This is a genomic window from Rhizobium sp. BK060 (genome assembly GCF_014193145.1).
Classification (GTDB): domain Bacteria; phylum Pseudomonadota; class Alphaproteobacteria; order Rhizobiales; family Rhizobiaceae; genus Rhizobium.
In genome coordinates this window covers 1-22,859 of sequence record NZ_JACHYW010000006.1, presented here as the reverse complement: position 1 = coordinate 22,859, position 22,859 = coordinate 1, and the positions used below count along the sequence as shown (strand labels likewise).

Sequence of the window (22,859 nt, the reverse complement as noted above, 5' to 3'; positions counted from 1 at the left end):
TTCTGATGTGCGGAGGTGCGGATTTCGTGGCGGTCAGCCACCAGCCAACACCTCGTCGCGATTGAAAATGAAGGAGCGCGTCTCTTCGGCAGGCATCGCTTTGCCGAAGAGATAGCCTTGGCCGACGTCGCAGCCGAGCTGAAGCAGGTGGCCGAGTTGGCGATGCTCTTCGATGCCTTCGGCAGTCGTCTGTATATTGAGGCTGCGGCCGAGCCCAAGCATGGCACGGATGATTTTTTCCTGGCGCTCATCATCGCGGCAAGTCGCGATGAAGCTCTTGTCGATCTTGATCTTGTCGAAACGATACCGGGCGAGTTGGGCGAGGCTGGAGTAGCCCGTGCCGAAATCGTCGAGGGCGATCTGGACGCCAGCGTCGTGGAGCTCATCCAGAATGATGGCGGCAACTGCCGGATCCTGAATCAGGGCATTTTCGGTGATCTCGATCTCCAGGCGGCGCGGTGGCAGGCCGTTTGCCGACAGCACCTTGAAGATGCGCGAGGCCAGCAGCTTGTCTTCCATCTGCACTGGAGAGACGTTGAAGGACAGCATGACGTGGTCGTCCCAAGCCAAGGCATCCTGGCAGGCCTGCGCGAGCAGATCTTCGAAGAGCTCGGTGATCATTCCGGTTTCTTCGGCAATGCCGATGAAGACGGGCGGCGGAATGGCAACACCCTCCTCATCCGTCCAGCGCGCCAGCGCCTCGAAGCCGCAGACCGTGCCGCTCTTCAGGTCGACTAAGGGTTGATAGAATGGCCGGATCGCCTTTTTCTGGATCGCGATACGGAGCTTCGATTCCAGCGTGGCGCGTTTTGCCACCTTGTCCTGCATCGAGGCTTCAAACGCCATGTGCTGGTTGGGGCCGCGTGACTTGGCCTCGTACATGGCGAGGTCGGCACGGTGGGCGGCGTCCTCCAGCGGTTCGCGACCCTGTTCCCAGCGATCGTAACCGACGCTGGCGCCGACTTCGACGGCAAACCCATTGATATGGATAGGGCGTGTTACCGCCTGGATGAGCAAGCGCGCGAAGCGCTCTTCGTGCCGCGGCGAGAGGCCGAGCGCAACGACGACGAACTCGTCGCCGCCAAAACGATAGACGCAGTCGGCATTGCCGATCGCGCAGATGCGCTTTGCCACTTCGATCAGCAGCGCGTCGCCGCCATTGTGGCCGACAAGGTCATTGACCTTCTTGAAGCCGTCGAGGTCGATACAGAAGATCGTAACGTTCTGCTCCCATTCGTCGCCCTCGACGTCGGTCTTCGTCCTTCGCGGAAGGACCTTGCGCTCGAATGCATAGCGGTTTGGAAGCTTGGTCAGGTGATCGTGGGTTGCCGTCCAGTCGGCCTTGGCCTGGGCGCTGGCTCGCAATTCCATCTCTTTGCGCAGGTCGACGATGCGCAGCATCGAATAGACGAAGCTCATGGCGCCGCCGATGCCAACCCCGAGGACGAGCTTGTCTGCTCCATAGTTCTCGTAGGCGCCGACGAAGGCGACCAGCCAGTTATCCAATTCGAGGATCGCACCGACGAGCCACAGCGTTACCCCCAACGCCATGACCAACAGGCATTGCCTTCCGGCCCTGCTCTGGAAGAATACCGGCATGCCTCACTCCATCTCCACCCGGGCGCCGGTGTATCATTGAAGTCTGAAGCGTTTGTTGAAACCAAAGGGCGAATTCTTGGGATCTGCGGCTAACCTGGAGCATGCGCCGCTCGAAAGGTGCCCGGCAGACCAGGCGAGCGGCGTGGCCGCCCGCCTGTTGTCTTCAAAGTCTGATCAGCAAAGATGCGCCGATGACAATCAAGAGAAGGGTCAATGCGCTGGTCATGCGCAGCAGGCGCGCGCGTCGCATCCGCGCGCCGCTCCAATCATATGGCATGCTTGTTCCTCCTTGGGGCGAGGATTGACGGCCCGACCGTGCCGGGTCGGAAAGCTATGCCATGGCTTGCTTGCGTAAGGCTTGCCTAAATTATCACCTTGAGTATTAGGCGGTCGTGCCTTCCACGCGCAGCGACCACCGGCTTCCATTGCTGGTCATGTGGACGATCGCGAGTGGTTCGATATCGGCGATCCAGAAGGACGATACGGGTGCGTTCAGCGTAGTTATGATGGCAGCCCTGACAACCGCAGCATGGGTAATGGCGACGATGTGGCCGCCCGTCTGCAAATGCTCGTTCATCCAGGCTTTCACGCGCGCGCATACGGCGGCGATAGCCTCGCCGCCATGCGGGGCTTCCTCCGGCCGCGCCATCCAGGCCGCCAGATTGTCAGGCTCGGCTTGCTGGATCTCGGCGATCGATCGTCCCGCCCAGCGGCCGAAATCGCAATCGCCAAGCGCATCGGAGAATATGGGCTCCAGGCCAAGCGCATCAGCCGTCTGCCGGGCGCGCAAAGTCGGGCTGGCGAATACGCCGTCGGCATGCTGGAGGCGAGGCGCGATTGCCCGCGTGGCACCGATTGCCTTCTCGTTCAGCGGCTCGTCCAGTGGAAAGCGTGCCTCGCGGTTGGCCGCAGTCGAGCCGTGGCAGATCCAGGTGAGGCGCGTCATCACGATGGTCGTCTCCGCAAACGGGGATGATAGGCCTGTCGCTGCATGAAGTTTCGTTGACAGGTTCGAAGTCGCAGATATAACGATGATGTTGTGGGTTTGGAAACCGGTGAAATTCCGGTGCGGTCGCGCCACTGTGATCAGGATGGGGATACCTCGGACTGGAAGTCAGACCCTACCACGCAACAATTCTCGACTGAACGCGTCATTCCAGGAGGAATTCATGTCTGACATCACTTTCGCGTCCGTTGCCGCACCGGCTCCGATTCCGGTTGGTGAGCTTTTGCCCTGGGCGATCTTCGGCGGCCTGCTGATGCTCATCGTCATCTACTTCGTCGGTACCGAAGAAGGCGCAATGTCGCTTCTCAACAGCATGTACGTGCACGAGTTCGTGCATGACGGTCGGCATCTCCTCGGCTTCCCCTGCCACTAAGGGAGTTTCGGACATGGTTGGAAATCTCTTACTTCGCGGAATGCTCGCGGGGCTGATCGCTGGTGTCCTCGTTTTCGCCTTTGCCCATATCTTCGGCGAGCCACTTGTCGACCAGGCGATCGCGTTTGAGGAAGCTGCTGCCCAGGCGGCGGGCGAAGCTGGCGAACCTGAAATCGTCAGCCGTGCCACACAGGCGGGGATCGGTCTCTTCACCGGCGTGATGGCCTACAGCATCGCCGTCGGCGGCCTGTTTTCGCTCGTCTTCGCTTTCGTCCAGGGGCGCTTCAGCAATCTCGGCGCACGGGGAACATCTGCCGTCATCGCGCTTGCCGCCTTTGTCGCCGTCGTCATCGTACCCAGCATCAAATATCCCGCCAATCCGCCGGCGGTCGGCAATCCTGACACTATAGGCATCAGGACCGAGCTGTTCTTCCTGATGATCGTTGTTTCGATCGCCGCGCTCGTTGCGGCAATTGCTTTTGCACGCCGCCTGACTCCGCGGTTCGGCGTGTGGAATTCAGCAATCGCAGCAGGCCTCGCCTATGTCGCCTTTGTCGGGCTCGTGCAGTATCTGCTGCCGCCGATCAACGAGGTGCCGGAGAATTATTCGGCTATGGTCCTCTGGCGTTTCCGCACGACTTCGATCGGCATGCACGTGGTCCTCTGGGGCGTCCTTGGCATGGCTTTCGGTGCACTCGCCGAGCGCAAACTTGGTGTCGGTGCGAAGCTGCGTAGTCGCGCGCCGGCTTTCCATTGATCGGAGAAGGCTCCGGAGCAATCCGGAGCCTGCACCAAGTGATGACCTGTCGACGTTCCATTTTCCTTACAGCCATGATCGCGTTGCTGCAGCTTTGGCCTCTTGCGGCCAGCGCGCACCTGCGGAGCAGCAGCGGTCCCCATACCGGAATTGCAATTGCCGAGATCTCACATGGCGAAATGATCATGATTGCGGAGTATCGCGATCGGATCATCGATCTCGCTGCACGCGCCACGGACACGAACGAGCCGTTTCGACGCGTGCTCAACTATGCACAAATCCAGCATGCCTATTGCCTCTGGGGCAAAATGCCCGGCGGCGTGACGGACGAGGCGAGCCCGTTCAACGAGTGCTCGCACGCCTATCTCGCGGCAACAAAGGCCGTGCTGCTATCGATGCGGAGCATGGGCGGCGAGGCGGTCGAAGCCGAGACGATCGTCTCGGCGATCGATGCCGGCATGGTGCTGCGCGGCCTGGCACTGATCACTTGCCAATTCAGCGGTGAGGCGTTCAATACTGCAGATGTCATTCGTCCGTCGTGGAAGGACGTTCCGCTGCATCCCGCCAGTTTGGCGACGTTGACGGCGCTCGCGGCGGCAATCCTGGCTCTCGTCTATTGCGGGTGGCGCCTGCTTCGGTGGATCACGCCCTAGCTCTTCTCCACATCGCGGTCGAAGTGCGTCGCAACCAGCATGGCTGCGAGGTGGACGGTATTCTTCGCGCCGTAACGCTCCTTCATGCGCTCCAGGCGGTGCTCGACTGTCCGATGCGAGATTCCGAGATCAGCAGCGATCTCCTTGGCCGTCGCGCCTTCGGTCAAGAGCTGGATCACCGCTTCGTCGGTCGCATCCATGCGGGCCTGCTGTTGCGGCGGATTGAACATGAAGCGGCCGTTCGAGACGGTCAAAAGCCAGGATGGGCGCCGCGCCGTTGTCTTTTGCGGAAGGATCAGCCGCTCATATCCGAGGTTGACGCCAAGCACCCTCGTCTTGACCAGTTCCATGGACGGCTTCTGGGTGGCGATCACCTCGCGATAACGCGGGATGACGGCCGTCTCCATGTAGGCGCGATCCTTGAATTCGCCGATGCGTTGATCGGCGAAGAGCTTGTTGATGTTGAGAAGACGCGAACTGAAGCCGGAGGGGCGCACGACCTTCAGTTGCCATTGTAGTGGATCCTCACCGTCGAGAACGACAAGCGTCATCCTCATCCTGATCGTCAGAAGGTCGAGGACGTCCCGATAGATGTCTTCCGGCGCGGCAGGCGACTGTGATGTGGTATGCAACCACGCATCCAGCAGCTTCTGCGTGACAGTGTGAAATGAAGTGTCCTTATTCATCAACCCATACGCGATATCTGGAATCGATGTGCCACAACAACCCAAAATGGCTAACGGTTCAATAGCCGACAATGCTCAATTCGTCGTAAGGCTTTAATTTGAAAAATATATTGCTTTCCATATCTATCCTGAGGTGAATTTGCACTTGTACGAATTACTCGTTAAACGGGTTCGTGGTCGCGGGTATCGAGAGGCAGCGGCAAGGCATCTGGCAAAACTATAGCGCGTAGATTGCAGTAACGGCTCTGTCATCTGGCGCCCGGTGAACCGTCACTGGTATCAATCCCCGGAGTAGCGCTGTTCACGCCAGGGATCGCCATACATGTGATAGCCGTTCTTTTCCCAGAAGCCTGCAGCATCGCCCGTCAGCAGCTCGATACGCCGCAACCATTTTGCGCTTTTCCAGAAATAGAGATGCGGAACGACGAGCCGCATCGGGCCGCCATGATCTCGCGTCAACGGCAAGCCTTCCCAGGAGATTGCGAGGATCGCATCCTCGGCAGCGAAATCGGAAAGCGGCAGGTTGGTCGTATAGCCATCATAGCTTGTCAGCATGACATAGTGCGCTTCCGGCTTCGGTATTGCCTGATCGAGCAGGTCGCGGGTCGATACACCCTTCCATTTGTTGTCGTAGCGCGACCACGTCGTCACGCAATGAATGTCGGTGACCTTGGTGCGCTGCTCGAGGGCCTGGAAGGCCGTCCAAGTGAGATCAAGCGGGGTTTCGACAAGTCCGCGGACTTCCAGACGCCAGGTATCGGTCGAGATGATCGGCTGCTGGCCGAGATCGAGGACCGGCCAATTCTTAACGAGGTGCTGACCGGGTGGCAGGCGCTCGGTTTCCGGGCGACTGATACGGCCCGTCAGGAATTTTCCTTCGGATGCCCACCTGCGCTTCGACGTGGTGAGCTTGCTGTCTGTCGGGGTTTGATCGTCGCTCATCGGTGGGCACTTTCGCGTTGCGGCGATTAGGGCATTCGCCTTCAAGCACTGTCAAGCGCGACATTGGATGGCAAATGCCGCGAGCGCAGGGCCGCCCTAAGCGGCACTTTCTCAGCCGGCGGAAGCGGCGGTGAAAACCGCCAACTGAGCGGCGAAGGCACGCTTGTATGCGGGCCGCGCTTCACCGCGCGCGACATAGGCGGAAAGATTAGGATAATCGTCGAGCATGCCCGATCCTTTCACCCTCAGCAGCACCGACACCATCTCGAGGTCACCAGCACTGAATTCGCCGTCGAGCCAGTCGGCATCGCCAAGCCGGGCGGAAAGTTCCTTTAGCCGCTTTCGGATGCGTTCCTCGATCATCGACCGGCGCTGCTCGTACCAGGGCTGGTCGCCTTCCAGGTACCTGGCGATTTCGCGATCAACGATCGGCGGCTCGATCGTGGTGAGCGCGGCGAACATCCATGTGATCGCTCGCGCTCGGGCATTCGCGTCGTCCGGCAGCAGGCCAGCATGGTGCTGTGCGATATGGAGCACGATTGCCCCCGATTCGAATATGGCGAGATCGCCTTCTTCATAGGTCGGAATCTGCCCGAAAGGTTGAAACGCGAGGTGCGCGGGTTCCTTCATGGCCTTGAACGAAAGAAGACGAACGTCGTAAGGCTGCCTCACTTCTTCAAGGGCCCAGCGAACGCGCATGTCGCGCGCCAGGCCCTTGCCGCGATCGGGCGACCTTTCAAAGGCGGTGATTGTGATCGTCATAGCTGCTCTCCATAGCTTGTCTGTCTTGAAGACGACTGACTAAACGGGATTCCGACACTTCATGCTCGAGATAATCCTCGCGGTCAGTTCAACCACCGCTGAAAGGATACATTCCCGGTTTTCTCGCCAGCGAAGGCTCATCTGTGCAGCGCATGGGAACTGTGGCATAACTAAGCCATGGCGATACATGTCTTGGCAGTCCATCGCGAGACGGTCGGGACGGAACAGGCGGCGGGCGGTTCGCTTGCAACCGCCTATTCCGTGGGTGTTCTCTGCTGGCTGCTATCGGCCGGCGTCTATATTGCCGCCAAATGGGTTTCTTCTGAAATGCCACCCTGGGCGCTTTGCTTTTGGCGTGTGTTGATCGCCTGGGCGATCCTGATGCCGATCGTGCACAAGCACTTTGGCGACATGGTCGCACTGGTGCGGGCGCGCGTCCTTGAACTGCTTGTGATTGGCGGCATGGGGCTTGCGATTTGTCAGGGTCTGATCTTCGTCGGCCTCGAACATGCCGACGCCACCACCGCCGGCATCATCATCGCCCTGATCCCGATCATCACCATGATCCTTGCCCGGTTAATACTGGCCGAGCCGATGGGAAGCTGGCAGGTGATCGGATCGATCCTGGCTTTTCTCGGGATCGTCGTCATCATCATCAAGGGCAGTCCGGCCGCGCTGATGCGTCTCGACCTCAATCCCGGTGAACTATGGATCGTCGCTGGCGCGTTCTGTTTCAGCCTCTATACCGTGTTGCTTCGCCGGGCGAAATTCGATGGGAACCGGCTTGCGCTTCTTGTCCTGCTTCTCGGTGCGGCGGTGCTGACGGCGCTGCCGTTCTATCTCTTCGAGCTTGTTTCCGACGAACGTTCGACGCTCAACAGCAGCGGGCTCATTGCGCTCGCTTATGTCGCCATCCCCGGCGGGGCGATTATGTATTACCTCTTCAATCGAAGCATCGAGGCCCTGGGTGCTGCCCGGGCTGGTGTCCTCCTCTACATCCAGACGATCTTCATCGCCGTGCTCGCCTACCTAATCCTCGGCGAGCAATTGCAGCGCTACCACCTCGAGGGGGCGGCACTCATCGTTGCCGGCTTGCTTCTGATAATCCTGTTGAAGCCGAAGACGAAGGCTGGGGCTGTCAAGGCCTGACGGGCGAGTGCTGTGATGTCAGTCGCCAGCAGGAAGGCGCGCAGATGGTAGTGGTCCACAATTGGCCGAGCGCGTCTCACGAAAGATTCTTTAGATACAGCGATAGCAGTTGTGTCTGTGAGGAGATCCCGAGCTTGCGATAGACATTGCGCCGGTGAACCTTCACGGTTCCTGTCGAGATGTTGAGCTTCAGGCCGATCGACTCCGAGGAGTGGCCCTGAAGAACGAGATCGACGATCGCGGTCTCGCGGCTGGTGAGATTAAGGTCGCGCCACACTGCTTCGGCAGGTTGCAAGGAGCTTCCACTGGCGTCGCGCTTGCGATTGCCACGAACTCGAGAATGCAGTTGTGCGTCAAAGCGGGCCGCGAGCCCGGCCCAGTAGTGGCGGACCATGTTTGCGATCAAGGGTTCGGCTTTCTTCAGCAAGGCAAATTCCGCGGGCGGGAAGGGGCCGGTCTTTTCCCGGCGCATGAGAGAAAGAACGATGGTGATATCGTCATCGGCCGTGACGAAAAAGCCGATTTCCTCGGCAAGCCCTGTCTGGACATAATAAGTCCGGTAGTACTCGCTGGAGAAGAACCGGTCGGGCGCCAGCTCTCGCATGCGAAACACGCCGGCGCGGCGCTCGTTGGCGGTGTGATAGAAAGGATCGAGCAGATATGGGCCGGCCTGATAGAGGGTCACGAAAATGATGTGCTCCTTCGGGTCGAAGGTGCTGTAGAGGTCGATCGGCCGCTCCTTGCCGCGATAGGCAAAGACAACGACATAGTCGAAGCGCACAAGCGCCGCCATCATCTGCCGAAAGATCTCGCCGAACTCCGGATCGTTCATCGTCTGCACGCCGATGGTGGAATTGAAGGCTTGAAACAGCGCCTCCAAGTCAGTGCTCATTCCCGGGACCTCCTGATCGCCTCGCGCGGAAATTTGCGCTCCTTCGTGTATATACCTTCCACGAAGGCTTTATGGCTAAAATACCCCTCTCGGGGTATATACCGTGAGGGAAGGCCGAGCTTAGTCTTTCCTCAACGACGGTGGCAAAAGGCAGCGCTAGACTGCCCAATCCAAACCAACCGCAGGGAACAGACGTGGCATCCGCTTCGACGAACGATATCGAATTCCGTTCGGTCACAAAGAACTATGGCGCCGTGACCGCCGTAACGGACATCAACCTCAATGTGCCGAAGGGCGCCTTTCTGGCGTTGCTCGGTCCTTCCGGCTGCGGCAAGACCACTTGCCTGCGCATGATCGGCGGCTTCGAGCAGCCAAGCGAAGGCACGGTGCTGATCGACGGGCGCGAGATGAACGGTGTGCCTGCCTATCGGCGCCCAGTGAACATGGTCTTCCAGCACTATGCATTGTTTCCGCATTTCGACGTCCGACAGAACGTCGCCTATGGTCTGAAACAGATGCGGCCCAAGCTTGCGGCGACCGAAATCGACCGGCGCGTCAGCGAGGCGCTTGAAATGGTTCGGCTCGGCGGCTTTGCCAAGCGCCGCATTCACGAAATGTCCGGCGGGCAGCAGCAGCGCGTGGCGCTGGCGCGCGCGATCGTCAATCGTCCGTCGGTACTACTGCTAGACGAACCGTTGGCCGCGCTCGACAAGAAGCTGCGCTCGGCCATGCAGATCGAACTGCAGACATTGCAACGCGAGCTCGGCATTACCTTTGTTCTGGTCACCCACGATCAGGAGGAAGCGCTCTCGATGGCGGATATCGTCTGCGTGATGAGCGCAGGGCGCATTCGCCAGCTGGGCTCGCCGCAGGAGGTCTATGACCGCCCGGCCGATCTGTTCGTGGCCGATTTCGTCGGCAAGACCAATCGGGTGAGGGCGACGATGGAGGCGGATGGCGCGACGCTGCGTCTGGCGGACGGTTCAGCAATCGCCGCGGGGAGCCGGGCGCGTGTTTCGACGGGTGAGGCAATCGTCGCGATCCGCCCGGAATCGATCCGCCTGACACGGACGCAGGCGCCTGATGCGACGAGCTTCAGGGGGACGGTCACTCACCGCATCTTCTTGGGTTCGTCGGCAGAATACGCCGTCACGGTGCCGGGGCTGGGCGATTTTCTGGTGACCGCCGACCGTCGCAGCATGAATGAAAACGATCTCGTCGAGCCCGGCGAGGCCGTCTACCTCGGCTTCGATCCTGGCGCGGCCCATGTCTTCTCAGCATCAAGTGCAGCCTAAAATCAAAACAAGGGAACAGCATCATGAGCAAAGACTACAAGGATAATCTTCCCATTTCCGCCGAAGGCTTCATGGACGAGTTCATGCGCCTGAAGCGCGGCTCCGTCAGTCGCCGCCATTTCCTCGGCATCACCGGCCTTGGTCTTGCCACCGCCGTTTTGTCGCGCTTCCCAGGCGCCTTGTCGACACCAGCCCATGCTGCTGAAGACCTCGGCACGCAGATGTCGATCGCGACTTGGCCGAACTACCACGATCCGGCGACCTTCGAGAACTTCAAGGTGGCAACCGGCGTTGCCGTCGAAGTAAACGTCTTCGGCTCGAACGAGGAAATGCTGGCAAAGTTGCAGGCGGGCGCGTCCGGCTGGTCGCTGTTCGTGCCGACCAACTACACCATCTCCACCTACCACAAGCTCGGCCTGATTGACGAACTCGACCTTGCCAAGATCACCAATTTCAGCCAGTCGACGGAGAGCCCGCGCTTCACCAAGGAAGGCCAGATCGACGGCAAGGCCTATGCCCTGCCAAAGAACTGGGGCACGACCGGTTTTTCGGTCAACACCTCCAAGATCAAGACAAAGCTGACGAGCTGGAAGGACTTCTTCGAGATCGCTCAGACGGAGGCTGATGGTCGCGCCATGGTACACGACTATCAGTTGACGACGATCGGCAGCGCGCTGGTGTCGCTGGGCTACGGTTTCAATTCGATCAAGCCGGAGGAACTGGCGAAGGCCGAGGAGCTGTTGATCAAGGTGAAGCCGCATCTCTTCGCCATCAACAGCGACTATCAGCCGGCCATGCGCGCAACCGATGCATGGATGACGATGTGCTGGACCAATGACGGGGCGCAGCTCAACCGCGATATCCCCGAGATCGACTTTGTGCTCGGCAAGGACGGCGGCGAAATCTGGACGGATTACTACGCGATCCCGAAGGACGCGCCGAACAAGGCTGCCGGCTATGCGCTGCTGAACTACCTGATGGACCCGGCCAACGCCGTGAAGGAGCACATCGCCAACGGCGCGCCGGCCACCGACAGCCGTGTCATCTCGCTGCTGCCGAAGGAGATTACCTCGAACAAGATCGTCTATCCGGACGAGGCATCGCTGACACCGCTGGAGTTCGGCGCCGCCGTGACGCTGACGGATCCGGGGCGTGCCGAGTTGATGGCACGGTTCAAGTCGGCGTGAGCTTGCCTTCATGCAACGCCTCTCCCCGGTTTTGGGAAGAGGCAGCCGCCTCGTGAACTCCAAACAGCGAACCTTCGGAATGGCCCTGTCACCGGATAGCACAAAACGCCTGATCACTGCGGCTCTCGTCGCGCCGGCAAGCGCATGGCTGTTCGTGTTCCTGGTCTTGCCGTTCATCGCCATCGTTGTTTTCTCCTTCGGCGAGCGGGCGCCGGAGGGTGGTTACCAGGCGGCATTTACACTTGCCCAATTCGCCAATCTCGGATCCCGTGCCGCCGCTTTCAAGAATACGTTGGTGCTTGCGCCGATCGGGGCGTTCACCTGCCTGCTGGTGGCCTATCCGGTCGCCTACTATCTGGCGGTTAAGGCAAGTCCACAGCATCGGTTGTTGCTGGTGTCGCTCGTTGTGGTGCCGTTCTGGACCAGCCTGCTCGTTCGCACTTATGCATGGATGTATATTCTCGGTGCGCGCGGCATCCCGCATCTGCTGGAATTTGTCGGTATCGAGAACGTGCGACTTCTGAACACGCCGGGCGCAGTCCTTCTCGGCATCGTCTACGGCTATCTGCCGCTGATGATCATGCCTATCTATGTCAGCCTGGAAAAGCTGGACCGGCGGTTGCTGGAAGCTTCTGCGGACCTCGGAGCAAGACCGCTCTCGACTTTCTTCGGCATAACGCTGCCGCTGTCGCTGCCGGGCGTGATGACGGGCGTGGCGCTGGTCACCATCCTGTTGCTCGGCGAGTACCTGATCCCGCAGTTGCTGGGCGGCGGCAAGGTATTCTTCATCGGCAACGCGCTGGTCGACCTCTTCCTGCAATCGCGCAACTGGCCGTTCGGCTCCGCGATCGCCGTCACCCTCGTTGTCGTCGTCGTCATCGTGCTTCTCGTCGCCATGCGGATTGCGTGGCGCGTCGCGGGCACCCGCCAGGTGGACCTTGTCTGATGCGTGGGCTCGTTACGGCAGTCTATCTGTTTCTCTATGCGCCGATTGCGCTGGTGGTGCTGTTCTCGTTCAACGCGGGCCGCAACGCCTCGGATTTCACGGGATTTTCCACGCAATGGTACGGTAAGGCGCTGTCCAACACGTTCCTCATGGAAGCTCTTCAGAACAGCCTTATCATCGCGCTTACCAGCGCAGTCCTCGCGGCCATCTTCGGCACCATGGCTGCACTCGGCATGGAGCGGCTCGGCGCCCGGACACGGGCCGTGTTCGATGGTCTGTTTGCCGCGGCAATCGTCGTTCCGGGCGTCGTGATCGGCATCGCGACGCTGGTCGCCCTCGTTGAAGTCTTCGGTTTCATCAACCCATTGCTGGCAGCCGTCTGGCCTGGCGACCAACCGCCGAAGCTGTCGCTCGGTTACGGTTCGATCATCGCCGCGCACGGACTTTTCACCATGGCGCTGGTAACGATGATCGTCAAAGCCCGTATCGCCAGCCTCGGGCGCGATATCGTCGAAGCGTCGAGCGATCTTTACGCGACGCCGCTGACGACCTTTCGCCAGATCGTGCTGCCGCAGATCCTGCCGTCGATCCTGGCGGGCTTCCTGCTCGCTTTCACCTTCTCCTTCGACGATTTCATCATCGCGTTCTTCGTCGCGGGATCGAACACGACGCTGCCAATCTACGTCTTTGCCTCGATCCGTCGCGGCGTGACGCCGGAGATCAACGCGATCGCCACCATGGTGCTCGTCGCATCGCTTGCCCTCATTCTCATCGCGCGTTTCCTGATGCGCGAAAGGATAACAACAACCTAAGTGGGAAACACCATGATCCTCAAGAACCGTGTTGCAATCGTCACCGGCGCCGGGTCCGGTATCGGACAGGCCGGCGCGCTCGTCATGGCGAAAGAGGCCGCCCATGTCGTCGTTGCCGACATCGACTTCATGAATGCCGAGGAGACAGTCAGCCAGATTCGCGCGTTTGGCGGCAGCGCCGAGAGCATGGTGCTTGACGTGACCGACGACAAGGCGCTGGAGGCGGGCATTGCCGCAGTGGCAGAGCATCACGGCCGCATCGACATCCTGCACAACCATGCCGGTGCGCAGGTCGCCGGCGACCTGGAGCAAGTCGCGATCGACGGCTTCGACAAGTCCTGGAGCCTGAATGTCAGGGCCCATTTCATGGCGGCGCGCTTTGTCATGCCAGTTATGAAGAAGGCGGGCAAAGGCGTGATCCTCAACACCTCGTCCTCATCAGGCGTGCTCTATGATCGCGAGATGATTGCCTATACCACCACCAAGCATGCCGTCATCGCCCTGACACGACAGATGGCGGGCGACTATGCCAGGTTCGGCATCCGCGTGAACGCGCTTTGCCCGGGCTGGGTGGACACACCCTTCAACGAACCCTTCATTGCCCAGATGGGCGGACGTGACGCGATCGAGGCCTATATTGCGGAAAAGGTGCCGCTTGGGCGCTGGGCCGATGTGTCGGAGCTCGCTGAGCCGATCCTCTTCCTCGTGTCGGACCGCTCCTCTTACATGACCGGGCAGATCCTGGTCGTCGACGGTGGCGAGACCGTGGTCTAACCCGGTTCAGGCGGTTGAATTCTCAGGCCAATTGCTAAATAACGGATGGACTATGACGGGCGTCGTTCTGGCGCCCGCCTGCATTTACAGGACATCCAGGCCCATGCCCATTCCCGCCCGGATCGAGACCGATCTGCCCTTCCTCACCGAGTTGCGTCGCGACCTGCACGCACATCCCGAGCTTGGCTTCGAGGAGGAGCGCACGAGCGGCATCGTTGTGAGATTGCTAGATGAGGCCGGCATCAAGGTTCATCGAGGGCTCGGCGGTACGGGCGTCGTCGGCACGCTGCGGGTCGGCAATGGCACGCGGACGATTGGATTGCGGGCGGATATGGACGCGCTTGCGATGCCGGAGATGGCGGATCGCCCTCATAAATCCAGATTTGATGGCAAGATGCATGCCTGCGGGCATGATGGGCATACAACGATGCTGGTCGGCGCGGCGCGGCATCTGGCGGCAACACGTGACTTTTCCGGAACCGTGCATTTCATCTTTCAGCCGGCCGAGGAGGGCAGGGGCGGCGCCCGCAAGATGGTCGAGGACGGACTGTTCGAGCTGTTCCCGTGCGACGCCGTCTACGGCCTCCACAATATGCCGGGCCTGGCCGTCGATGAAATAGCCGTCGTCGAAGGGCCGCAACTTGCCTCGTCCGATAGTTGGCGCGTGACCTTTCGAGGCACCGGAACGCATGGCGCCAAGCCGCACCTCGGCAAGGATCCGATTACGGCCGCCGGCACGTTCCTCACGTCGTTGCAGACGATCGTCGGGCGCGTCGTCGATCCACTGCAGCCGGCCGTCGTCAGCGCCTGCTCGCTGCAGGCCGGTGACCCGAAGGCGTTGAATGTCATACCTGATATTGTTGAGATCGGCGGCACCGCCCGGGCCTATTCGCCGGAGGTTCGCGATCAGCTTGAGGAAGAAATCGGCCGGCTTGCGAATGGCACGGCGGCAATGTTCGGCATTGCGGTCGACTGTCAGTTCGAACGGCGTATCCCGCCTGTGGTCAACGACAGCGACGCGACCGCGCGTGCGCTCGGGGCAGCCGGCGCAGTTTTCGCAGAGAGGGTGCGAACGCGTTTTCCTCCCTCGACGGCGGGGGATGATTTCGCGTTCTTCGGCCAGAATGCTCCGGGCTGTTATGTCTGGCTCGGCAACGGTCCTGCTGTCGATGGCGCCCTGCACCACAATACAGCTTATGACTTCAATGACGGTGCAATCGGCTACGGCGTGGCCTTTTGGACGACGCTGGTCGAGCGCGAGCTGAAGGCGGCGCTTTAGCGCGTTCGCTTACTGGGCTTGATGAACACTCCTCGCCGTGGCGGCAAAAGACGTCCGGATGCGGCTATGCCCCGCGATCGAGAATCTCGATCACTGGGTTTTGGAGTACCTTGCCGGTCAGGACGTCAGCGGTCCCGCGATCCGTCTGGTGCGGACCGGTATTGCAGGCAAGCGTTGCGCCGAAGCAGGCCTTGAACACAAGGTAGGGCGGCTTCCAGTCGACGATCTTCTCCATCGCCTTTCGGATCGCCCGGAAGGAAGCGGCCGCCTCTTCCAACGGCGCCTCGGTGACAAGGCCCGATACTGGAAGAGGCAGAAGGACTTCAACCTTGCTATCCCTGGCCACGGCCATGCCGCCGCCTGCGGCAATCACGGCGTTGGCAGCGACCGCCATGTCGCGCGCATTGCCGCCGAAAACGGTGAGGTTATGGCTGTCATGCGAAACCGTCGTACAGAAGGCTCCGCGCCATGTTCCCCAACCGGTGAGGAAGCCGACACGCGGCCGTCCGTCCACCGTTCCGTGCCGATGTGCGACCGCAATCTTGGTGCTGCCGGCAGGAGGCACGACGAAACCGTCCTCTACGACGGTTTCTGCCTCGCCCCATTGTGTAAATCGGGGACGATCGATTGTGGCTACCCGAACGCGCTTGCCCGCTGACGGAACCCGGAAGTCGCTCTCCGTTAGCGGCGGCAGCTTGACCGAGTTTTGCAGGGCTGCGGTCTCGAAGGAAGGCATCCGGGCTTTGATCTCGCCGCCCGTCGATACGATCTCTCCATTTGCGATGACCGCCCTCGTGGCGAAGCCGATCAGATCCTCGAACAGCACGATATCGGCGCGCCGGCCGGCAGCGATGAGGCCAAGATCCGAGCGCTTCAATCGCTGGGCTGCGTTGAAGGTCGCTGCCCTCAGCGCCCACTCCGGCTTCATTCCATAGCGGACAAGCCGGCGGATCACGTCATCGAGACCGCCGCCGTCCTTCAGTTCGTCAGGGAAAACGTCGTCGGTGCAGAGCGTAACCGTCGACGGCAGATGGCCGATGCCGTTGAGGGCGGTTACGAACTCCTGCAGCAGGTGATCATGCGAGCCGCGGAGTTCGATGGTCATGCCGGCGGCCAGCTTTTGCAGCAGATCGGCGCTGGAGGTCAGCTCGTGATCGGAGGTGACGCCGGCAGCCATGAAGGCGTTCAGATCGGCACCTTCAAGCCCACGCGCATGGCCGCAGACCAGTTTTCCGGAGGCGAGCGCGGCGTTGACGATATCAGTCATGCGTGGATCGCCGTCGATGACGCCGCGCATGTTCATCACTTCGGCAACGCCGCCGATGCCAGGCCATCGGAGCATTTCGGCGACTACCGACGCGTCGAAATCGGCGCCGGCGACTTCAAGCCCTGGGGCGGAGGGAACGCAGGAAGGAGCGAGCACGATCGTGCGCAGAGGCAGGCCGCGGGAAGCTTCGATCGCCCAGCGCACACCATCGAGGCCATGCACATTGCCAAACTCGTGCGGATCCCAGACGATCGTCGTGACGCCACGCGGAACGACGGCTGCAGCATACTCGGCCGGCGTCACCATCGAGCTTTCGATGTGCATATGCGTATCGATGAGGCCGGGCGAAATGATGCTGCCTGCGGCATCGATAGTTTCTGCGGCATCCATGCGGCTACCCGGTGCGTGGACGCTTGAGATCAACGGTCCGACGATGCCGATGTCGGCTTCGCGGATCAGGCCGGTGACGACATCGAGCAGGCAGCCGCCCGATATCAGGATGTCGAAGGCCGCATCGCCACGCGCGGCGACGACGGCACGCGCGCGAAGCGTGGGATCGTTGAGGTCCTTCGGTTCCGGGCTGCTCATCGGCGGGCCTCATCGATCAGTGCGCCGAGGATAAGAGCGCGCGCTTTCTCTACATCGATGTCAGCAGCGTATTCGGCATTGAATGCGGCGTGCGTCACCCTCGTCTCGACGACGGTGCGGCCGCGTGTATGCTGGCCCTGCAATTCAGCGTCGATGCGGGCAGGACCGAAGCTGACGATGTCGGGCGCGACGAAGGCTGCGGCGGCGGAGGGGTCGTAGATCGCCATGCCTGATCTGCCGCGGCTCGTGCCGATGCCGATGTAGCCGTCGAGCATATCGGCCAGCAGCGTCGCATTGCTGCCGCCGGCGCCTCGTACTGGCACGACATCGTCAGGCGTTGCGATGACCTTGCGGCAGAGATCGAGATCGACCATGCGCAGCGGCAGGCGGTGGGCGAGAACGATGGCGAGCGCTTCCGGATCCGCCAGTGCGTTGAACTCGGCCGATGCCGTGTGATTGCCTGACGTTACGCCGCCGCCCATCCAGGTTAGTTCGGTGATGCGAGCTGCGAGGTCGGGACGTGCCAATGCAAGGGCGGCTAGATTGGTCAATGGGCCGAGCGCCAGGATGCGGTGCGGGCCGTCCGCCTCCAGCCAGCGGCAAAGGGCGGTAAACGCGTCGCTTTCCGCCAAGGGCGAGGCGTCGGGCAGGCCTTTTCCGGTGGTAGCAATTCCCGTCTCGCCGAGGATCGCCTGTGCCGTTTTAAGCGCGCCGAGAACCGGCATCGCGCGGCCGGTGTGGATCGGGAAGGTCCAGCCGAAGGCCTTGGCAGCGCCAGCGGCGTTGACGCGCACCTGCAGCAGTGGCGTGTTGCCGAAGACGAGCGAGACGCCTGCTATGTCGAGCTTTGCGTGCGTCGCCACGAGGATCGCGGCGATATCGTCGAAGCCCATGTCGGTGTCGATCCAGACGCCCATGATGTTACCTGTAGCGTGAGAGGGGCGCTGCTGCCGCAAGCGGCAGGTCGAAGGGAAGCGTGGAGCCGATCGCGTACGTCGGCAGCTCTGCGTCGATCTCGGCCTTGATGGGGCCAAGCGGTGTGTCGAGCAGATATTCGCGGGTGTTTCCGGCAAACGAGGTGCCGCGCACGGTGCCCTGGTAAGGACCTGAACCAAGGTTGACCATGCGGGGACGCCAGGCCAGGCCCTTTGCGGCCTGCGGCGCTCGACCGGAAAGTTCGACGAGGTTGTTGGATGTCGCGAGCTTGCCGTTGTCCAGCGCAAAGACGTTTTCGAAGCCGACGAAATCGGCGACGAAGGCCGAGACGGGTTTGTTGTAGATTTCTTCAGGTGTGCCGATCTGTTCGATGCCGCCGTTCAGCATCACCACGATCCGGTCGGCGAGAGCGAGCGCCTCGATCTGGTCGTGGGTCACGAAGATCATGGTGACGCCGGTTTCCTTCTGGACGCGCTGCAGCTCGGCGCGCATTTCGAGGCGCAGGCGGGCATCGAGGTTGGAGAGCGGTTCATCGAGCAACAGGACCTTCGGCTCCATCACCATGGAGCGGGCAAGCGCCACGCGCTGTTGCTGGCCGCCCGAAAGCTCGGCGGGCTTGCGATCGGCAAACTCGGCAAGGCCGACAGACTTGATGCCGGCGTTGACCTTGGCATCGAGATCCTTGCCGCCGATGCCCTTCAGACGCAAACCGAAGGCGATGTTCTCATAGACAGTCAGATGCGGGAAAAGCGCATAGGACTGGAAGACGAGGCCCACATTGCGCTTGTTGGCAGAAACGCGGGTGATCTCGTCGCCGTCGAGCGTGATACGGCCCGAAGCCGGGGCAAGCAGGCCGGCAATCGAGCGCATTGTCGTCGTCTTGCCGCATCCGGAGGGGCCGAGCAGCGCAACGAGCTCGCCCTTGGCGATCGTGAGATCCAGATCCTTCACCGCGACCGTATCGCCGTAGGCAAGCGTCAGCTTGTCGAGTTTCAGATAGGCGTCAGACATAACGAGAAAATCCCAGGAAGCGTTCGGCAAGGAAGACGATGCCGATGGAAAGGAAGGCGAGCAGCGAGGAGAGTGCCGCAATCGACGGATCGTAGGTGGTTTCCATGTAGCCCAGCATGTCGATCGGCAGCGTGCGTACGCCCGGACCGGAGAGGAAAAGCGAGACTGGAACCTGGTTGAAGCTCGTCACGAAGCCGAGAATGAAGGCCGCCAGGATGCCGCCGCGGATATTCGGCATAACGACGCGGAAGAAGGCGCCGACGCGCGAAGAGCCGAGCAGGACGGCGGCCTCTTCCATATCGGAGCGCAGGTTGTTGAGGCTGGCTGAAACGACGCGCACGGCATAGGGAAGGACGAGCGCCGTGTGGGCCATGAACAGGGCCAGCGTGATGTTGAAGCCGAACGGCACGACGAGATAGCGCAGCAGCGCCAGACCGACGATGATGCCGGGAACGATGATCGGCAGCGAGACGATCGTGCGGACCGTTTCGCCGAAGGGCAGCTTGTAGCGCGAGAGCGCGTAAGCAGCGGGGATGCCGAGGATCAGTGCGGCCAGCGTTCCGAAGACGGCAAGGAACATCGACATGGCGAAGCTCTCGCGGAAGCTGTCGATTGTGAAGACCTTGGCGACCCACTTTAGGGAAAGACCCTGAGGTGGGAAGGCAAGCGTGTCGCCGGCCGAGAGCGATGCAGCGATGATGATCAGGAACGGGCCGATCAGGAATATCATCAGCAGGCCGAGTACGAGCGGCGAGAGAATACGGGCGGTCATCGCTTGTTCCTCGCCGTGGCAAGGCGCTTGAGCAGGATGTTGGCAGCAAAGCTCATGACGATCAGCATGAAGGCGATCACGCTCGCAGAGACGAAATTGTTGGCCACCGACACCTGCTGATAGAGCAGCGTTTCCAGCATCAGCACCTTCGATCCGCCAAGCACTGCAGGCGTGATGTAGGCGGTCAGCGATCCGGTGAAGACGAGCGTGCCGCCGACGACGAGGCCCTCACGTGTCAGTGGCAGGATCACCTTCCAGAATACCTGGAACCAGTTGGCGCCGAGCACGCGGGCAGCGAGAATGGCATCCTTCGGCATGTTTTCGAGCGCACCGATCAGCGACAGGATCATCAGCGGCAGGAAAAGCTGCAGCAGGCCGATGAAGACGGCCGTTTCGGTAAACAGCAGACGCAGCGGCGTATCGCTGAGGCCAAGGCCGGTGATGGCCTCGTTGACGATGCCGGTGCGGCCGAGAATGACGATCCAGGCGTAGGTACGGGCGACCGGCGAGATCATCAGCGGCAAGGTGACGAGGCCGATCATCCGGCCCTTGCCCGAAGATGGCAGGTTGACGATCGCAAAGGCGGCGGCATAGCCGATCACGGCAGAGACCGCGGTCACCTCAAGCCCGAGCCGGAACGTCCGCAGGAAGACGGTACGGTTCAACGACTCGGAAAAGAAACCGGTATAGGCGCCAAGCGTCCAGCCGCCGTCGATACGGAAGCCCTCGGAGAGCAGAACGACGACGGGGAGCAGGAAGACCAGCGCGGCAAAAACTGCTGCGGGCAGGGCAAGCACCAGGGCTTCTGCGCGGTTCTGAAACATGAATCGACCTTCAACGGGTGAAAGATCCGGCTCCTGCAAGCGTCGGAGCCGGCGGTGAAGATTACTGGCCGACCTTCTCGTTCCATTCCTTCAGCCAGGTGGCGCGGTTGTCGAGCGCGGCTGCGGAGGGGATGAGCTTCAGGCTCTTGGCGGTCTCTTCGCCATAGGTCAGGTTGTTGGCGGCTGCCTCGGAGAGCTTGACCTCCTTGTTCGCCGGGCTGTCGACCAGCTTTTCGGCGAGCTTCGTCTGGATTTCGGTGGAGAGCCAGAAATCCATGAACTGAAGGGCCAGATCGCGGTTCTTAGAGCCCCTTGTGACGACCATGACGTTCATGCCGCCGGTCTGGCCTTCCTTCGGGGTCGCCCATGCGACGGGAACATCGAGCTTGGTGAAGCCGGCCCAGGAGAAGCGGCCGATCGGAGCGGCCCAGATCTCTTCCTGCTGCATCAGCTGCACCAGCTGTGAGGACTTCTCATAGAAGGTGACGATCTCATCCTTCTTCTCGCCCAGCGCCTCGATCGGTGCCTTCAGATCCGGGTTGTCCTTGCCGAGTGCCTGGCCGAGCATGTAGAGCGCTGGTGGACCCTGATTGGTGGTGACGTTCGGGAAGGCGACGTGGCCGATATATTCCGGCTTCAGCAAGTCTGCCCAGGACTCGATCTTCATCTTGTCGGAGCGGTAGGCGATCGAGGTGGCGTAGAAGGTGTAGCCGACACTCATGCCGTCGGCGTTCGGATCCCTGGCGAGGTCGTAGAGCTTGCCGAAATTGGAGAGCTTCGAGGTATCGATCTTGTCGATGAGATCCTTTCGCGAGGCGGACAGGGCATCGGCCATGGAGACGACGGCCATGTCGATGACGGGGTTCGCCTTGTTGGCGTCCATCTTGGCAAGACGCTCGACGCTGTTGCCGGTCTCGACGACCAGCTTGCAGCCGCACTTCGCCTCGAAGGGATCGTAGACGATCGTCTTGAAGTCGTCCTGAGCGAAGGCGTAGACGGAAATCGTCAGCGTCTTGTCCTGCGCTTTCGCGGCGAGGGGCGACAGCGCCAGTAGCGCGGCGGAAGCGATGAGGGCATTCTTCATGTCAGCTGTTCTCCGTCTGTCAGGATATTCTCGTCGGGTCCGCCGGCCCAGAGGACTGGCGAACGATCAGTTGCATCGGAACGCGGTCGGTCTCGGACGTGACAAGTACGCCTTCGCGGCTGCCGCGGGTCTGTATGGTGCGCAGCAGAGACGAGATGGCGATCTCCGCGATCGTGTGCATGTCCATCGCCACCGTCGTCAGCGATGGGGTGACGACGGGCGACCAGATGAGGTCGTCGAAGCCGGTAACGCTCGCCATGCTGGGCACGTCGATGCCGTCACGCTGCAGTTCGGTGAGCGCCCGCAGCGCCTGCAGGTCCGAGAGCGCGGCAAACGCCGTATAGCCCTCACGCACCTTTTCAGCGAGGCCGAGGCTGCATCCTCTGCCGCCCTGCCGTTCCAGCGCCTCGATCCAGAGAGTTGCCGAACTCATCCCGGGACGGAGACCTGAACGGATACCGCCTGCGCGGTCGTTCTGTACGTTCGAACCGGGATTGTTGCCGATGATGAGGATACGCCGATGTCCAAGCTCGGCCAAATGGTTGGCGATCGCCCAGCCGCCCTGCATGTGATCGGCAGCAACGGTGTTGCCAGGTGTGGAGGTCGTATCGATGACGGCAACCGGACAAGCTGCTGCAGAAATTCGCGTCGCCCGGCGCGGTACGATTACCATGCCTTCGACGCCACGCTCTACCAGTCGGTTGATCGCCTCGGTCTGGGTGGCAACGTCTCCCCGGGAGTCGGCAATCAGCACGCCGTAGCCGGCAGCGCTGGCGGCGAATTCGATGGCTTGCGCGAGCTTGGGGAAAAGCGGGTTAGCAATATCCGGCAGCACAAGGCCAAGGACGCCGCTACGACCGGTGCGCAGCGCGCGTCCAGCCTGGCTCGGAACATAGCCGAGTTCGGCTGCATGTTCCTTGATCCTCTCCGCCAGCTGCTCGGAAACACGGCCCTTGCCTGAGAGCGCATTGGAAACCGTCGCGACGGAGACGCCTAGCGACGTTGCAATCCTGCTCAGATTCGGTCCAGGTCGCGTTGCAGGCATGGTTTCCGATGTACGTAGATTAATCGTTTAATCACCGCGTACATCACGCCACTGGCCTTGTCGAATCCAAAATTGCCGACGCGGTCAATTATCCGCATGGAAGCGAGTGACAATAATAGAAAAGCCCCGCGATTGCGGGGCTTTTTGTCTGCTGTCGTTCAGCTTGCCTTTGGCGGCGCGGTGGTCCTGGGTGCGCCGGGATTGTAGCCGCCGCCGATGG

23 protein-coding genes and 1 riboswitch are annotated in these 22,859 nt (G+C 61.1%); of the genes, 10 read left to right on the top strand and 13 right to left on the bottom strand.

Annotated elements, in window-relative coordinates:
- Positions 1–33: 33 nt before the first annotated feature.
- Positions 34–1,599 carry an EAL domain-containing protein gene (locus FHT71_RS08295; protein ID WP_132594924.1) on the bottom strand — a complete coding sequence of 522 codons (1,566 nt, stop codon included), beginning with the start codon at positions 1,597–1,599 and terminating at the stop codon, positions 34–36.
- Positions 1,600–1,981: 382 nt separating this feature from the next.
- Positions 1,982–2,545, bottom strand: a complete 564-nt coding sequence (locus tag FHT71_RS08290; protein WP_132594932.1) for a histidine phosphatase family protein — start codon at positions 2,543–2,545, stop codon at positions 1,982–1,984.
- A gap of 101 nt (positions 2,546–2,646) precedes the next feature.
- A riboswitch (cobalamin riboswitch) is annotated at positions 2,647–2,719 on the top strand.
- A gap of 49 nt (positions 2,720–2,768) precedes the next feature.
- Between FHT71_RS08290 and FHT71_RS08285 the strand changes: the two genes are divergently transcribed.
- Genes FHT71_RS08285 through FHT71_RS08275 form a run of 3 tightly spaced genes read left to right on the top strand, consistent with a single transcriptional unit; the run spans position 2,769 to position 4,388 of the window.
- The gene (locus tag FHT71_RS08285) at positions 2,769–2,978 is read left to right on the top strand and encodes a CbtB domain-containing protein (protein WP_132594922.1); all 210 of its coding nucleotides are present in this window, start codon (positions 2,769–2,771) and stop codon (positions 2,976–2,978) included.
- A gap of 13 nt (positions 2,979–2,991) precedes the next feature.
- Positions 2,992–3,735, top strand: coding sequence for a CbtA family protein (locus FHT71_RS08280; RefSeq protein WP_007801798.1), 744 nt, complete (start codon positions 2,992–2,994; stop codon positions 3,733–3,735).
- Positions 3,736–3,776: 41 nt separating this feature from the next.
- Positions 3,777–4,388, top strand: a complete 612-nt coding sequence (locus FHT71_RS08275; RefSeq protein WP_183719440.1) for a hypothetical protein — start codon at positions 3,777–3,779, stop codon at positions 4,386–4,388.
- Here the strand turns inward: FHT71_RS08275 and FHT71_RS08270 are convergent.
- The 3 genes from FHT71_RS08270 to FHT71_RS08260 form a co-directional block, all read right to left on the bottom strand.
- Positions 4,385–5,020 (bottom strand): helix-turn-helix transcriptional regulator, encoded by a 636-nt coding sequence (locus tag FHT71_RS08270; protein WP_244423834.1) that lies wholly within the window; start codon positions 5,018–5,020, stop codon positions 4,385–4,387. The genes FHT71_RS08275 and FHT71_RS08270 overlap by 4 nt on opposite strands.
- Before the next feature lie 333 nt (positions 5,021–5,353).
- A complete protein-coding gene (locus FHT71_RS08265) occupies positions 5,354–6,016 on the bottom strand; it encodes a sulfite oxidase-like oxidoreductase (protein WP_183719438.1) in 663 nt (220 codons plus the stop codon).
- A 111-nt stretch (positions 6,017–6,127) separates the two neighbouring features.
- Entirely contained in the window at positions 6,128–6,778 is a 651-nt protein-coding gene (locus FHT71_RS08260; protein WP_007801790.1) for a glutathione S-transferase family protein, read from the bottom strand.
- 177 nt (positions 6,779–6,955) lie between these two features.
- Here FHT71_RS08260 and FHT71_RS08255 point away from each other — a divergent pair, with 177 nt between their 5' ends.
- A complete protein-coding gene (locus tag FHT71_RS08255) occupies positions 6,956–7,927 on the top strand; it encodes a DMT family transporter (RefSeq protein ID WP_132594916.1) in 972 nt (323 codons plus the stop codon).
- A 76-nt stretch (positions 7,928–8,003) separates the two neighbouring features.
- On the opposite strand, the gene FHT71_RS08250 is transcribed toward FHT71_RS08255, so the two are convergent.
- Positions 8,004–8,819 carry a LuxR C-terminal-related transcriptional regulator gene (locus FHT71_RS08250; protein ID WP_183719436.1) on the bottom strand — a complete coding sequence of 272 codons (816 nt, stop codon included), beginning with the start codon at positions 8,817–8,819 and terminating at the stop codon, positions 8,004–8,006.
- A gap of 194 nt (positions 8,820–9,013) precedes the next feature.
- Between FHT71_RS08250 and FHT71_RS08245 the strand changes: the two genes are divergently transcribed.
- From FHT71_RS08245 to FHT71_RS08220, 6 genes are all read left to right on the top strand, one after another.
- Entirely contained in the window at positions 9,014–10,114 is a 1,101-nt protein-coding gene (locus FHT71_RS08245; protein WP_132594914.1) for an ABC transporter ATP-binding protein, read from the top strand.
- Between the two features lie 23 nt (positions 10,115–10,137).
- Positions 10,138–11,301 (top strand): spermidine/putrescine ABC transporter substrate-binding protein, encoded by a 1,164-nt coding sequence (locus FHT71_RS08240; RefSeq protein ID WP_132594912.1) that lies wholly within the window; start codon positions 10,138–10,140, stop codon positions 11,299–11,301.
- A gap of 79 nt (positions 11,302–11,380) precedes the next feature.
- The gene (locus FHT71_RS08235; protein WP_132594930.1) at positions 11,381–12,247 is read left to right on the top strand and encodes an ABC transporter permease; all 867 of its coding nucleotides are present in this window, start codon (positions 11,381–11,383) and stop codon (positions 12,245–12,247) included.
- Positions 12,247–13,059, top strand: a complete 813-nt coding sequence (locus tag FHT71_RS08230) for an ABC transporter permease (RefSeq protein WP_132594910.1) — start codon at positions 12,247–12,249, stop codon at positions 13,057–13,059. The genes FHT71_RS08235 and FHT71_RS08230 overlap by 1 nt, the downstream gene beginning before the upstream one ends.
- Positions 13,060–13,071: 12 nt before the next feature.
- Complete coding sequence (locus tag FHT71_RS08225; RefSeq protein WP_132594908.1) at positions 13,072–13,833, top strand: SDR family oxidoreductase; 762 nt, start codon at positions 13,072–13,074, stop codon at positions 13,831–13,833.
- A 103-nt stretch (positions 13,834–13,936) separates the two neighbouring features.
- Complete coding sequence (locus FHT71_RS08220) at positions 13,937–15,112, top strand: M20 aminoacylase family protein (protein WP_132594906.1); 1,176 nt, start codon at positions 13,937–13,939, stop codon at positions 15,110–15,112.
- Between the two features lie 64 nt (positions 15,113–15,176).
- On the opposite strand, the gene FHT71_RS08215 is transcribed toward FHT71_RS08220, so the two are convergent.
- The 7 genes from FHT71_RS08215 to FHT71_RS08185 all read right to left on the bottom strand — a co-directional run bounded on the left by FHT71_RS08215 (position 15,177) and on the right by FHT71_RS08185 (position 22,639).
- A complete protein-coding gene (locus FHT71_RS08215) occupies positions 15,177–16,967 on the bottom strand; it encodes an adenine deaminase C-terminal domain-containing protein (protein WP_132594904.1) in 1,791 nt (596 codons plus the stop codon).
- Entirely contained in the window at positions 16,964–17,884 is a 921-nt protein-coding gene (locus FHT71_RS08210) for a nucleoside hydrolase (RefSeq protein ID WP_132594902.1), read from the bottom strand. The genes FHT71_RS08215 and FHT71_RS08210 overlap by 4 nt, the downstream gene beginning before the upstream one ends.
- 4 nt (positions 17,885–17,888) lie before the next feature.
- Positions 17,889–18,914, bottom strand: a complete 1,026-nt coding sequence (locus FHT71_RS08205; protein ID WP_132594900.1) for an ABC transporter ATP-binding protein — start codon at positions 18,912–18,914, stop codon at positions 17,889–17,891.
- On the bottom strand, positions 18,907–19,686 hold the full coding sequence (locus FHT71_RS08200; protein WP_132594898.1) for an ABC transporter permease: 780 nt from the start codon (positions 19,684–19,686) through the stop codon (positions 18,907–18,909). Before FHT71_RS08200 ends, FHT71_RS08205 begins: the two co-directional genes overlap by 8 nt.
- A complete protein-coding gene (locus FHT71_RS08195) occupies positions 19,683–20,510 on the bottom strand; it encodes an ABC transporter permease (RefSeq protein ID WP_183719434.1) in 828 nt (275 codons plus the stop codon). Before FHT71_RS08195 ends, FHT71_RS08200 begins: the two co-directional genes overlap by 4 nt.
- 61 nt (positions 20,511–20,571) lie before the next feature.
- Positions 20,572–21,594 carry an ABC transporter substrate-binding protein gene (locus tag FHT71_RS08190; protein ID WP_183719432.1) on the bottom strand — a complete coding sequence of 341 codons (1,023 nt, stop codon included), beginning with the start codon at positions 21,592–21,594 and terminating at the stop codon, positions 20,572–20,574.
- A gap of 19 nt (positions 21,595–21,613) precedes the next feature.
- Positions 21,614–22,639, bottom strand: a complete 1,026-nt coding sequence (locus tag FHT71_RS08185) for a LacI family DNA-binding transcriptional regulator (protein ID WP_132594892.1) — start codon at positions 22,637–22,639, stop codon at positions 21,614–21,616.
- Positions 22,640–22,859: the final 220 nt, after the last annotated feature.